Here is a 12,877-nt window from a genome sequence, read left to right on the forward strand (position 1 = left end):
CGCCACCGGCCTCGCCCTCACGGGACTCGATCTCTCCACCGCCCGCACCCTCGCCGAGGCGCTCGCGCTCGTACGGGCCCACCGGACCTCTCATCCGGACAGCCGCATCCTGCTCGGCCACGGCTGGGATTCCGCGCGCTGGCCCGAGCGGCGNNTGGACGAGGCCGCCGGCGGCCGGCCGCTCTATCTGCCCCGTATCGACGTGCACTCGGCCGTCGTGACCACCGCGCTGCTCGACCTCGTCCCCGGCGTCACCGACCTGCCCGGCTACCACGCGGACGCGCCGCTGACCGCCGCCGCGCACCACGCCGTACGCGCCGCGGCGCACGGTGCCATCGGCGCGCGCCAGCGCGCGGAGGTCCAGCGCGCGGCACGCCGGCACGCCGCCTCGCTCGGTATCGGCACCCTGCACGAGTGCGCGGGCCCGGACATCTCCGACGAGGAGGACTTCGCCGCACTGCTGAGGCTGGCGGACGAGGAGCCCGGCCCCAGGATCCACGGCTACTGGGCCGAGCCGATCACCGACGGGAAGGGCGCCGCGCGCATCCGTGAACTCGGCGCTGCGGGCGCCGCGGGTGATCTCTTCGTGGACGGCTCCCTCGGCTCGCACACCGCCGCCCTGCACCACCCCTACGACGACGCCACGCACACCGGTACCGCCCATCTCGACGCCGCCACGGTCGCCGCCCATGTCACCGCCTGCACCGAGGCCGGGCTCCAGGCCGGTTTCCACGCCATCGGCGACGCCGCGGTGAGCACGGTCGTCGAGGGGGTACGGGCCGCCGCCGAGCGGCTGGGCCTCGCCCGGGTACGGGCTGCCAGGCACCGCGTCGAACACGCCGAGATGCTGACCGCCGGGACCATCGCCGCCTTCGCCGAGCTGGGCCTCACCGCCTCCGTCCAGCCCGCCTTCGACGAGGCCTGGGGCGGCGACGACGGTATGTACGCACGGCGCCTCGGCGGCGAGCGCGCCCGTACGCTCAATCCGTACGCCGCGCTGCTGCGCGCCGGCGTTCCACTGGCCTTCGGCTCCGACAGCCCGGTGACCCCGCTGGATCCCTGGGGCACCGTGAGGGCCGCCGCCTTCCACCGGACCCCCGAGCACCGCATCTCGGTACGGGCAGGGTTCACCGCCCACACCCGGGGCGGCTGGCGGGCCGTCGGCCGCGACGACGCGGGTACGCTCGTGCCCGGCGCCCCGGCCGACTACGCCGTGTGGCGCACCGAGGAACTGGTGGTCCAGGCCCCCGACGACCGCGTGGCCCGCTGGTCCACCGATCCGCGTTCGGGCACACCGGGCCTGCCGGATCTGACGCCGGGCCGCCCGCTGCCCGTATGTCTGCGGACCGTTGTCGCCGGACAAACCGTGTTTGTGCGACCGAACGAGTGACATGGGGACATTTCGTACGGCCGACCAGTGCTTCCCGCTCTCGGTCGCGACCTGCGGATCTTCCCCACTGACCTGGTGATTCGGGCCAACGCCGCAGGTCAAACGGCTGTTGACAGTAAGCGGCCACCGGCGGGTAGGTTCGGCCGAGTCCACCACAGGACGTCCGTCCGGCAATCTCCACGCGGTCGTCGAACGCCGCTGGGTCATGGGGCGGTGTGCCGCACCGGCGCACCACCACTGGGAGCCAGGTCCAGCACCCGCGTCTCGGGGGCGAGGGAAGGTTTCAGCCGGTCGGCGGGTGCGACCCGGGTGGGGCCCCGGCGTTCAGTAGACAACGGCTTTCGGTCGACCCGCAGCCAGCGGGTTCCAGGTCGGCCCGAAGGACGCCGGGGCACACCTTCTTTTTTCGAGGGTCCGGTTCGCCTGTCGGCGCCGGCATGAAGCGCCCCGGAGGCGAACCGGGCCCTCAAAAAAGAAAGACAGGGCGTGATCTGTGTCCCCTCGGCCGCTCGCTATGGTGGTGCCCCTGCGTACGGCAATTAAGGGGCAGTAGTGAACGACGGCGGTCAGAGACGGTACGGCCCGCTCGGCACGGCCTTGGTGATCATCCCGACCTTCAACGAGGCGGAGAACATCAGGTCGATCGTCTCCCGTGTCCGCGCCGCGGTGCCGGAGGCCGACATCCTCGTCGCCGACGACAACAGCCCCGACGGCACCGGCAAGATCGCCGACGATCTCGCCGCCGAGGACGGCAGGGTCAAGGTCCTGCACCGCAGGGGCAAGGAGGGTCTCGGCGCCGCCTATCTGGCGGGTTTCCGCTGGGGCATCGAGCGCGGTTACGGCGTCCTCGTGGAGATGGACGCCGACGGCTCCCACCAGCCCGAGGAACTGCCCCGGCTGCTGACCGCGCTGAAGGGCGCCGACCTCGTCCTCGGCTCACGCTGGGTGCCGGGCGGACGCGTGGTCAACTGGCCCACGACACGCAAGGTGCTCTCGCGCGGCGGCAGCACCTACTCACGGGTCCTGCTGGGCGTGCCGATCCGCGATGTCACCGGTGGCTACCGGGCGTTCCGCCGGGAGACCCTGGACCGGATCGGCCTCGACGCCGTCGCCTCGCAGGGCTACTGCTTCCAGGTCGATCTGGCCCGGCGCGCGGTCGAGGCGGGCTGTCATGTGGTGGAGGTGCCCATCACCTTCGTCGAGCGCGAACTGGGCGATTCCAAGATGAGCCGCGACATCGTGATCGAGGCGCTCTGGCGGGTCACGGCCTGGGGCGTCGGCGCGCGCGCCAACCGGCTGCTCGGCCGTGGCTCCGACGCACAGAACCGGCCGTCCTGATCACCCTCGTACGCCGTCCCGGGCCGCGCCCAGGCACACTGGGACCATGACGACCGCGCACTCGCCCCGGACCGTTCCCAAGCGCTCCCGAGCCCGCACTTTTCTGCCACTGGGCATCGCCGCCTGGCTGGTGCTGGAGATCTGGCTGCTGATCGTCGTGGCCGACGCGGCGGGCGGGCCGACCGTGCTGTTGCTGCTGCTGGGCGCGCTCGTGCTCGGCGCCGTGGTCATCAAGAGGGCCGGCCGCCGTGCCTTCCGCAATCTCACCGAGACCGTGCAGCGGGCGCAGAGGCAGCAGGCCGAGCACCCGGGCGAGCCCCTGGTGCCGGAGCCCGCCAACGGCAGCGGCGGCAACGGGTTTCTGATGCTGGGCGGCCTGCTGATCATGCTGCCGGGGCTGATCACCGATGTGGCGGGACTGCTGCTGCTCGTACCGCCGGTACGGACGAGGCTCGGCCGGTACGCGGAGCGCACGCTGGAGCGGCGGATGGCCGCGGCGGCTACGCCCGGCAGCCTTGGTGATGCCTTCCAGCAGGCCCGTATGCGCAGGCCGGACGGCAAGGTTGTGCAGGGCGAGGTCATCAAGCACGACGAGCGGACCCCGCGCCCCGAGGACGACGGGAAGGGTCCGCGCCCGCCGCTGACCCCCTGACACGCTGCCGCTGACATCGCGGACACGCGGACACCCTGATGTCGCGCCGACTCCCCGGCAGCGCACGGAAGACCGCGCGGGGAAAAGCCGCGGGCCGCGGCACACATGGTGTGACGCGGCCCGCGGCTCTGTGCTGTTGTCTCGCTTGTCGTATGCGATGGGTTGTGCGGTCAGGCGGACTTCCGGCTGTCCCGCGGATGCACGGCGATGTTCATGGCGCCGGAGCGCAGGACGGCCAGCCTCTCGGCCAGCACCTCCTCCAGCTCCTCGCGTGTGCGCCGCTCCATGAGCATGTCCCAGTGCGTACGCGCAGGCTTGCCCTTCTTCTCTTCGGGACCATCCCCGTCCACCAGGAGTGCCTGGGCGCCGCACGCCTTGCACTCCCACTCCGGCGGAATTTCCGCCTCTACCGAGAACGGCATCTCAAATCGATGGCCGTTCTGGCATGCGTACTCCACCGCCTGGCGCGGGGCCAGATCGATGCCGCGGTCCGTCTCGTAGCTGGTAACCACGAGTCGCGTGCCGCGGAGAGCTCGCTCACTCATGAATCGTGCCTCCCGGGCTTGTCGCCCACAGGACAGGTGTCGCTGTCGTCGTCATCCGGTCAACGTCCGGTCGGCGGTAAAGATTCCCGTTCCGAGTCATGCGTCGCCCGTCGTGCCGCCCTTGTTGTACCCACCAGTGCCCGGTTTGTCACATCTAACAGGAGATGTCACCCAGCGATTCCGACTCCCGCATACGCAGTAACGGTCCGCCTGGCAGGCCAAACGCGTACACTACCGCCCTTTCACTTCAACGTCTAAATCCGCTCCGGTACGGGATTTCCCGCGGCGCTGATCGCCCGGCCGACCGGGACCCTCGCCAGCAGGCCGAACCCGAGCACGAAGAAGACCACCAGCGAGATGATCGCATCCCGGTAGCTGCCCGTGAGCTGGTACGCCAGCCCGAACACCAGCGGTCCGAGCCAGCTCAGCCCGCGGTCGCTCATCTCGTACGCGGAGAAGTACTCGGCCTCCTTGCCGTGCGGTACGAGATGCGAGAAGAGCGAACGGGACAGCGCCTGGCTGCCGCCCAGCACCAGGCCGATCGCCGAGGCCAGCGCGTAGAACGCGACCGGCGCGTCGGCGGGCAGGAAGTAGCCCGCCGCGAGGATCAGCGTCCAGACGGCCAGCGAGGCCAGGATCGTGCGCTTGGCGCCGTACACCCTGGCCATCCGGCCCATGCCGAGCGCACCGCCGACCGCCAGGATCTGCACCAGCAGCACGGCGGTGATCAGCGTCGTCTGGTCCAGGCCCAGTTCCTCGGAGCCGTAGATCGAGGCCTGTGAGATCACCGTCTGGATACCGTCGTTGTAGACGAGATAGGCGAGCAGGAAGGAGAGCGTCAGTGGATGGCGCCGCATGTCCCGCAGCGTGGCCCTCAGTTGACGCCAGCCCGCTCCCACCGCGCCCTCGCCCGGGGACCCTCCGCCGTCCCGCGCGATCCTGCGGTCCCGCAGCCGGCGCAGCGGCACGATCGTGAAAGCGCCCCACCAGACACCGGCGGAGGCCAGACAGATCCGTACCGCCGCCGACTCGGAGAGACCGAAGGACTCATGGCCGGTGTAGAGCACCAGATCGAGGACGAGGACCAGCGCGCCCGAGGTGTAGCCGAACGCCCAGCCGCGCGAGGAGACCGCGTCGCGCTCCTCGGGCCCGGCGATCTGCGGCAGATACGCGTTGTAGAGGACCATCGAGACCGAGATCGAGGCGTTCGCCACGATCAGCAGCAGCGCCCCCAGCAGATAGCGGTCGCCGTCCAGGAAGAACATGCACGCCGTGGCGGTCGCGCCCAGATACGCGGCGGCGGCCAGCAGCGGCTTCTTGCGTCCCGTACGGTCGGCCACCGCGCCCACCAGCGGCATCACCAGCACCGCCACCACCACCGAGACGGACACCGCGTACGCGAAGACCGAGCCGGCGCGCACCGGCACGCCCAGCGGCCGGACGAAGCCGTCGGCGTCGGCCGCCGCCTTCGCCACCGAGGTGAGATAGGGGCCGAGGAAGACCGTCAGCACACTCGTCGAGTAGACGGAGCACGCGAAGTCGTAGAAGTACCAGCCGCGTTGCTCGCGTCTGCGGTCCGCCGTCCCGTCGGTCCTGTCCACGGCGGTCTCAGCGGTCACCCCGGGTGCCCTCATTCCTCGCGTACCGGCGCCACGCCCGGTCAATGCCAGGCTCCTCGCGCGGTCAACACCGTGCGCAGCGCTTCCAGTTGATCCGTCATGATGCCATCCACGCCGAGATCGAGCAGCGCCTCCATGCGATCCGGTTCGTTGACCGTCCAGACATGGACCTGGAGACCGCGCGCGTGCGCCATGCGGACGAAGCGCTCGTCCACCACCCGGATGCCGCTCTGTGTCTCGGGGACCTGTGCGCACACGGCGCCGGGACGGACCGGGGCGGGGATCCCGTACGAGCGCAGCCGCAGGCCCAGCACACCGCGCACGCCGTACGAGGTGGCCAGCCGCGGGCCCGCGAGCCGGGCCGCGCGGGCCACCCTGGCCTCGGAGAACGAGCCGACGCACACCCGGTCCCAGCTCTCCGTCCTGCGGATCAGCTCGACCAGCGGGACCAGCGCGGGAGCGGCCTTGATGTCCACGTTCCAGCACGCCTCGGGGAACTCTTCGAGCAGCTCCTCGAAGAGCGGCAGCGGCTCGCTGCCCGCCACCCGTGCCCGGCGCACCTCCGTCCAGGGCAGATCCACGATCCGGCCGCGGCTGTCGGTCACGCGGTCCAGGGTCGCGTCGTGGAAGGCGACGAGCCGGCCGTCGGCCGTGGCGTGCACATCGGTCTCGAAGTGGCGGTAGCCGAGTCCGGCCGCGCGCCGGAAGGCCGCCGCGGTGTTCTCCAGACCGTCCGCCGCGCCGCCGCGATGGGCGAACGGGATCGGGGTCGGCCGGTCGAGATAGGGGTGGGGTACGCGAGTCACCGCCGCAGTATGGCCCGCGCCGGTGTCCCGGCGGCGACGGCCGTACTTCCGGTGCCCGCCGAGGGGATGGCGAAGACGCGCAGGAAGAGCTGGGCGAGCGGTCCGATGGACAGGGCGTAGGCGATCGTGCCGATGCCGACCGTGCCGCCGAGTGCGAAGCCGGTGGCGACGACGGCGACCTCGATCGCCGTACGGACCAGCCGCACCGAGCGGCCGGTCAGCCGGTGCAGACCCGTCATCAGACCGTCGCGCGGCCCCGGGCCGAACCGGGCCGCTATGTAGAGCCCGGTGGCCGCGCCGTTGAGGACGATGCCGGTGATCAGCAGCGATGTACGGACGGTCAGGCCATGGCCGTCGGGAACGAGCGCGAGTGTGGCGTCCATCGCGATGCCGACCACGAAGACGTTGGCGACCGTACCCGGCCCAGGGCGCTGCCGGATCGGGATCCAGAGCAGCAGCACGACCGCGCCCACGACGATCGAGACGACTCCCATGGTCAGTCCGGTCAGCTCGGAAAGCCCTTGGTGCAGCACACCCCAGGGTTCCAGGCCGAGCCCGCCGCGCACCAGCAGTGCCACGCTCGCCCCGTACAGCGCGAGACCGGCGGAGAGCTGCGCCACCCTGCGGGTGAGGCGCCGGGCGGGAGGCCGGGCAGGGCTCGGGAGATTGGACACGACGTGGCCCCCAGGTGCGATGGTGGACTGGTACGGGTCACTCTGTGGCTGGCCGTTCGATGCCATCCATGGCCAATTCGAGAAAGGTGGACTGATTTTCATGGCGCTGTGGACCTCGGCCGTCGGCGCGGCTCAGCTCGCCCGGCAGCTCACCACCCAGCAGCCGGCGCCCGCGGGCTCCGGCACCCGCAGACCGCCGGCCTACCGGGCCCTCGCCGACGGCATCCGGCTGCTGGTCCTCGAAGGCCGGGTCCCCGTCGCGGCCAGGCTGCCCGCGGAGCGCGAACTCGCGCTCTCCCTCTCGGTGAGCCGTACGACCGTGGCCGCCGCGTACGAGGCGCTGCGCGCCGAGGGCTTTCTGGAGTCCCGCAGGGGCGCCGGGAGCTGGACCGCCGTACCGGCCGGCAATCCGCTGCCCGCGCGCGGGCTCGAACCGCTGCCGCCGGAGTCGCTGGGCTCGATGATCGATCTCGGCACCGCCGCGCTGCCCGCCCCCGAGCCCTGGCTGACCCGGGCCGTGCAGGGCGCGCTGGAGGAGCTGCCGCCGTACGCGCACACCCATGGCGACTATCCGGCCGGACTGCCCGCGCTGCGGCGGATGCTCGCCGACCGCTACACCGAGCGCGGCATTCCGACCATGCCCGAACAGATCATGGTCACCACCGGCGCGATGGGCGCCATCGACGCGATCTGCCATCTCTTCGCGGGGCGGGGCGAGCGGATCGCGGTGGAGTCGCCCTCGTACGCCAACATCCTCCAGCTCATGCGGGAGGCGGGTGCCCGGCTGGTGCCGGTCGCCATGGCGGAGGGGCTGACCGGCTGGGACCTGGGGCGCTGGCGCCAGGTGCTGCGGGAGGCCGCGCCCCGGCTCGCCTATGTGGTGGCCGACTTCCACAATCCGACGGGCGCGCTGGCCGACGAGGACCAGCGGCGGCAGCTCGTCGACGCGGCACGCTCGGCGGGCACGGTGCTGGTGGTCGACGAGACCATGTCCGAGCTGCATCTGGACGCGGATGTCGACATGCCGAGGCCGGTCTGTGCCTTCGACCCCGCGGGCAGCACGGTTCTCACGGTCGGCTCGGCCAGCAAGGCCTTCTGGGCGGGAATGCGGATCGGCTGGGTGCGCGCGGCGCCGGACGTGATCCGGTCCCTGGTCGCGGCGCGCGCGTACGCCGATCTCGGCACGCCGGTGCTGGAGCAGCTCGCCATCAACTGGCTGATGGGGACCGGCGGCTGGGAGGACGCGGTCGCCCTGCGCCGGGTCCAGGCGCGCGAGAACCGGGACGCGCTGGTGGCGGCGGTTCGTGAACGGCTGCCCGGCTGGGAGTTCGAGGTGCCGCGCGGCGGGCTGACCTTGTGGGTGCGTACGGGCGGACTCTCCGGTTCGCGGCTGGCCGAGGTGGGCGAACGCGTCGGTGTACGGGTGCCGTCGGGGCCGCGCTTCGGGGTCGACGGCGCGTTCGAGGGATACGTACGGCTCCCGTTCACCGTGGGCGGTCCGGTCGCCGTCGAGGCGGCGGCCCGGCTGGCGGCGGCGGCGCGGCTGGTGGAGACGGGCGCGAGCACGGGAACGGACGCGCCGCGCACCTTCGTCGCGTGACACGGAGGGGACGAAGGGTTCCCGGGCTCCTAGCCCTCGGCAGGGACCTGGCGGCCGATCGGTCCTGACGGGTGAGGCGACTCGGCCGCGCGGTGCGGCATCTGCTCCTGCTCGGGCACCCGCTCGCGTGCGAGAGGTTCGGGCAGGAGTTCCAGGACGGCCCGGCGGTGGGCGTCGCTCGCGCCGTCGTCGTACGGGTCGGGCGTCGCCGGGACCTGGAGCCGGAGCACCGGGCCCGCGCCGAGCCGCGCGTAGCCCCTGCCGGGCGGGACGTCCGGCGTGGGCGTGGTGTGCGGCGGCGCCCCGAGCACCGCTTCCACCTGCGGCGCCGCGACCGGCCCGAGGATCACCCGGGCGCGGGTGTGGCTCCGTACGGTCTCGTCGAGCGCGTCCAGACCGTCGAGCTGATCGGCCACCACCACGGTGATGTGGACGGTCCTGCCGTGGCGCAGCGGCACATGGAGCAGCTCCTGCGGATCACGCCGTCCGTCGGCCGCCGCGAGATGGCCGAAGACGCTCGGCCGGTCCACCAGGATCCACAGCGGCCTTCTGGCGTCCTCGGGCACGGGCCGGCCCGACTGGCGCGCGTTGTTGGCGGTGATCAGCCGCCGCTCGGTCTCGTTCGCCGCCCATTCGAGGCTGGAGAGCGCGCCGGCCAGTCCGCACTCCACGGCGAGCACACCGGTGCGTCCGGTCAGGGCGCCGAACTCGCCGGTGCCGCTGCCCTCCACGATCAACACGTCCCCGTGCGCGAGTGCCTGGAGGGCGATGGAGCGCAGCAGGGTCGTGGCGCCGCTGCCCGGTGTCCCCGCGACCAGCAGATGGGGCTCCGTCGAGCGCGGTCCGGTCCGCCAGAGCACCGGAGGGGCGTCCCGCCTTCCGTCGCGCGCGACGACCGGCACGGTGCGCGGCACCGCTCCGTCGTCGGTGAACCCGAGGACCGTCTCGCCGGGGGCGGTGACGAAACGCTGGGCGGCGATGGCGGTGGAGAGGGCCGGAAGGACGGTCATCACCAGCTGGTTGGCCTCTTCCTGCCAGTCGAAGTGGTACTCCCGGCCGCGCCCGGACTTCGCGTACAGCAACTGCTCGATCCGGGCCCGCGCGTCGGGCTCGCCGTCGGTGAAGTACGCGGGATAGGCGAGCTGGAGCCGGATGATCCGTCCCTCGCCGTCGAACGCGTGCTCGGTGAACGCCGTGCTCCACTCGCCGCCGTGAGCGAAGAGCGGACTCGGGTCCTCCGGAACGGAGAGATACGGCACCAGCGCCTCGTAGAGGGACTGGAGTCGTTTCACCTCCGCTTCGTCGGGCCCGGTCCGCGTCGGCGGCGTCCGGTCGCGTCCCTTCCAGGCGGCCACGGACATCACCGTGATCAGGGCCAGCATCGGCCCGTACGGGATGAGCGCGGTCACCAGGACACAGGCCGCGACCAGGAACAGCGCGGGACCGCGCCGGTCCTTGGGCGTACCGGCCCACTTCTGGCGCCCTGCGGCGGCCAGCAACCGCAGACCACGGGTGATCGTGATCAGCGGATGGAGAACGTCGGTGGCGCTGTCGGCGGCCGTACGGGCCATCTCGCGCCCACGCGCGATCCGGTCGCTGCCGCTGCTCAGAATGCGGGGGAGTGGTCGCCGGGCCACGTCTGTCTCCTGTTGGATGCGGAAAGAGGATGGGCGGGAGTCAGAATTTGATCCCGCCCAGAAGACCGGCGAGGCTGGCGCCGCCGGCGGTGATGCTCGGGGCGATGGCGGTGCCGGCGAGATAGAAACCGAACAGCGAGCAGACCATCGCGTGCGAGGCCTTGAGTCCGTCCTTCCGGAAGAAAAGGAAGACGATGATCCCGAGCAGCACGACGCCCGACATGGAAAGAATCATGAGGGTTCTCCTGGGAGAGGGGGACAGTCACCATGAGTTCTTCCAGAATCACCGCAAGTATCTATGCGACAAAAGGTGCAAGTGGGTGAAATATCGGGTATTTCACTGTACTGGTCCATGAGGTGCCGCCGCCCGGCCGGACGTCGTACGTCCCGTCTGCGGCAGGTGCCGGGCGCAGTACCCTGTCGGTTCACTCGTACGGCGTCAACGAGCTGTACGTACCAGGTCAACGACGTGAAAGGTGGTCCACCGATGAGCGAAACCCCGGATCCCGAGGTGGTGGAGCTGGCCACGAGGATCTTCGATCTGGCCCGGCGCGGCGAGGCCGAGGCGCTCGCCGCGTATGTCGACGCCGGGGTGCCCGCGAATCTCACCAACGACCGGGGCGACTCCCTGCTGATGCTCGCCGCCTACCACGGCCACGCCCCGGCGGTGGCGGTCCTGCTGGAGCGCGGCGCCGACGCGAGCCGGCCCAACGACCGGGGGCAGACGCCGCTCGCGGGCGCGGTCTTCAAGGGCGAGGACGAGGTCATCAGGACGCTGCTCGCGGGCGGCGCGGATCCCGGGGAAGGGAGCCCGTCCGCCGTGGATACCGCGCGGATGTTTGGGAAGACGGACCTTCTGGAGCTGTTCGGCGCCAGGTGAGAGACGTCGTAAATGTGGTCGCGGTGGCGAAATGGCTGGGTCATCATGACGTCGGGCCCGCAGTCGGGCCACCGACGAGAGGCAGGGAAGATGGTCTGCGTTGAGCGGGAGACGACGGGCGGCCGAACATGTTGTCGCACGGCCTAGGCCCGACAGGACCTAGGCCCAGAGAGGGTCGGCGCTGGTTTCCGTGCCGCATCACACCCCGGTCGCGTCAACAGCTTGATGTGAGGCTTTTCCCATGTTCGATCCAGTCATAGCGCCGAGCGGCACTCTGCTCGGCCTGTTGCAGAGAGGCCGCGGCGACGGCACGCTGCACGCGCTCGCGGCGCCCCGCGCGGAGGCGCTTGCCGCCCTCAACCACTGCGTACTGAACGACCCCCGGCACGACTGGCAGGTCGAGAACCGGTCGCTCTACTACGCGCGCCTGTATCTGGATCTCCACGGCGGTCTCGACGCCGTCGAGCACCATCTCTTCCTCGCCGAGGACCACTTCGACACCGAGGAGTCACGGACCGGGCTCGCGCTCGCCGTGCTCGGCCATCTCGCCTCGTACGGCAGGCGCGACGCCCTGGAACTGCTCCGGCGCTACGCGGCGACCGGCTCGAACTGGGCCTGGGCCCTGGACGAACTGGCGCTGCGCGACGACGACAGCGGTCTGCGCTCGCTGGCGCTGCCCGTCCTCGCCCGGTTCCCCGCCACCCCGGAGGGCGACACCGAACTGGCGACCGCCGTACGGGACGCCTTCGAGCCGCGGCCGTGGCGGCTCTGGGCCGACGATCCCCGGCGGGAGATCGGTGACCGGATCAGGGCCGCCGGTGAACAGGGTTCCTTCGACCGCTGGCAGCGCCAGCTCCGGCCGAGCGGGCCACGGCCCGGCTGGAGCGTACAGGCCGTCTTCGACTGGGCCCAGCAGGCGATGGAGCGCGGATCCGTGCTCCATGTGCCCGCCGCGCGCTGTCTGAGCGCGGTCGCCGGGCCCGAGGACCGGCCGATGATCATCGAGGCCGCCCGCGGCGGGCCCGACGGCGCCCGGTGCGCGGCGCTGCACTATCTCGCCGAGGCCGCCGACCCGGTCGTCCTCGATCTGATCGAAGCCGCCGTCGGCGCGGACCGTACCGTCGCCGACGCCGCGGTCTCCGCCTTCGAGCGGATGTGCGGCGAGGAGGCCGTCGACCGGGCCCGCGGCTGGGTGCACCGGCCCGACGCCCTCGGCGCGTCCGCCGCGGGCGTGCTCGCGGGCCGCGGCGGCACGCGCGACACCCCGCTGGTGCTGGGCGCGCTGCGCGAGACCGTACGGGCCGACGGGCCCGACGCGCCACGGCTGTGGACGCTCGTCGACGGGGCCGGCCGCCTCGGCATCGCGTGCGCGGCCCCCGTACTGCGCCATGTCTACCGCGAGACCACCTCCTCCCATCTGCGTGGCCGGACGGCACGCGCGCTCGCCGCCACCGATCCCTCCTACGCCACCGGGTTCGCCGTCGAATGCCTCTGGGACTGCGAGGAGACCACACGAGAGGTCGCCGCGCTGCACGCCGAGACCGGGGACGTACGGGTGGCGGAGCGGCTGCGGAGGCTGGCGGCGGACCCGGCGGAGGAGGCGGAGGTCCAGACGGCGGTACGCAGCCGAATCGGGCCGGCCTCTTCCTGAGCGACGCCCGCGCGGACCGGTCGCCTTAGGCCCTGTCCGGCGGATCTTCGCGGGTCCGCGGCGTCCGGCACGGCACCTCGCCGCG

Annotated in this window: 12 protein-coding genes and 1 pseudogene; 7 read left to right on the plus strand and 6 right to left on the minus strand. The window is 71.8% G+C overall.

The features are described from left to right. The 4 genes and pseudogenes from BFF77_RS37020 to fxsA form a co-directional block, all read left to right on the plus strand. The coding region (locus BFF77_RS37020) for a hypothetical protein (protein WP_245703630.1) at nucleotides 1-153 on the plus strand (153 nt) is incomplete at both ends. A 2-nt stretch (nucleotides 154-155) separates the two neighbouring features. Beyond that, nucleotides 156-1,390: pseudogene (locus BFF77_RS21330) on the plus strand (amidohydrolase); the annotation flags it as partial. 552 nt (nucleotides 1,391-1,942) lie between these two features. Continuing rightward, nucleotides 1,943-2,728, plus strand: a complete 786-nt coding sequence (locus tag BFF77_RS21335; protein WP_066952355.1) for a polyprenol monophosphomannose synthase — start codon at nucleotides 1,943-1,945, stop codon at nucleotides 2,726-2,728. A 46-nt stretch (nucleotides 2,729-2,774) separates the two neighbouring features. Continuing rightward, nucleotides 2,775-3,380, plus strand: a complete 606-nt coding sequence (gene fxsA, locus BFF77_RS21340; protein ID WP_066952357.1) for an FxsA family membrane protein — start codon at nucleotides 2,775-2,777, stop codon at nucleotides 3,378-3,380. A 170-nt stretch (nucleotides 3,381-3,550) separates the two neighbouring features. Here fxsA and BFF77_RS21345 read toward each other — a convergent pair whose 3' ends face one another. The 4 genes from BFF77_RS21345 to yczE form a co-directional block, all read right to left on the minus strand. Continuing rightward, nucleotides 3,551-3,925: an RNA polymerase-binding protein RbpA gene (locus tag BFF77_RS21345; RefSeq protein WP_003959706.1), complete on the minus strand. Its 375-nt coding sequence runs from the start codon at nucleotides 3,923-3,925 to the stop codon at nucleotides 3,551-3,553. A gap of 254 nt (nucleotides 3,926-4,179) precedes the next feature. Further along, a complete protein-coding gene (locus BFF77_RS21350; protein WP_107422211.1) occupies nucleotides 4,180-5,559 on the minus strand; it encodes an MFS transporter in 1,380 nt (459 codons plus the stop codon). 26 nt (nucleotides 5,560-5,585) lie between these two features. Continuing rightward, nucleotides 5,586-6,350, minus strand: a complete 765-nt coding sequence (locus BFF77_RS21355; protein WP_066952361.1) for a glycerophosphodiester phosphodiesterase family protein — start codon at nucleotides 6,348-6,350, stop codon at nucleotides 5,586-5,588. Then, nucleotides 6,347-7,090, minus strand: coding sequence for a membrane protein YczE (gene yczE / locus BFF77_RS21360; RefSeq protein WP_245703629.1), 744 nt, complete (start codon nucleotides 7,088-7,090; stop codon nucleotides 6,347-6,349). Before yczE ends, BFF77_RS21355 begins: the two co-directional genes overlap by 4 nt. A gap of 34 nt (nucleotides 7,091-7,124) precedes the next feature. On the opposite strand from yczE, the gene BFF77_RS21365 reads away from it, so the two are divergent. Beyond that, the gene (locus tag BFF77_RS21365; RefSeq protein ID WP_066952363.1) at nucleotides 7,125-8,624 is read left to right on the plus strand and encodes an SCO1417 family PLP biosynthesis transcription factor; all 1,500 of its coding nucleotides are present in this window, start codon (nucleotides 7,125-7,127) and stop codon (nucleotides 8,622-8,624) included. A gap of 29 nt (nucleotides 8,625-8,653) precedes the next feature. Here BFF77_RS21365 and BFF77_RS21370 read toward each other — a convergent pair whose 3' ends face one another. Both BFF77_RS21370 and BFF77_RS21375 read right to left on the minus strand, forming a co-directional pair. Further along, complete coding sequence (locus BFF77_RS21370) at nucleotides 8,654-10,261, minus strand: hypothetical protein (protein WP_066952365.1); 1,608 nt, start codon at nucleotides 10,259-10,261, stop codon at nucleotides 8,654-8,656. Between the two features lie 40 nt (nucleotides 10,262-10,301). Continuing rightward, nucleotides 10,302-10,496 (minus strand): hypothetical protein, encoded by a 195-nt coding sequence (locus BFF77_RS21375; protein WP_066952367.1) that lies wholly within the window; start codon nucleotides 10,494-10,496, stop codon nucleotides 10,302-10,304. Between the two features lie 252 nt (nucleotides 10,497-10,748). On the opposite strand from BFF77_RS21375, the gene BFF77_RS21380 reads away from it, so the two are divergent. Both BFF77_RS21380 and BFF77_RS21385 read left to right on the plus strand, forming a co-directional pair. Then, nucleotides 10,749-11,141, plus strand: coding sequence for an ankyrin repeat domain-containing protein (locus tag BFF77_RS21380; RefSeq protein WP_066952369.1), 393 nt, complete (start codon nucleotides 10,749-10,751; stop codon nucleotides 11,139-11,141). Nucleotides 11,142-11,382: 241 nt separating this feature from the next. Next, nucleotides 11,383-12,792: a hypothetical protein gene (locus tag BFF77_RS21385; protein WP_066952371.1), complete on the plus strand. Its 1,410-nt coding sequence runs from the start codon at nucleotides 11,383-11,385 to the stop codon at nucleotides 12,790-12,792. Nucleotides 12,793-12,877 lie beyond the last annotated feature (85 nt).

The sequence above is a fragment of the Streptomyces lushanensis genome (genome assembly GCF_001700515.1).
Taxonomy (GTDB): Bacteria; Actinomycetota; Actinomycetes; order Streptomycetales; family Streptomycetaceae; genus Streptomyces; species Streptomyces lushanensis.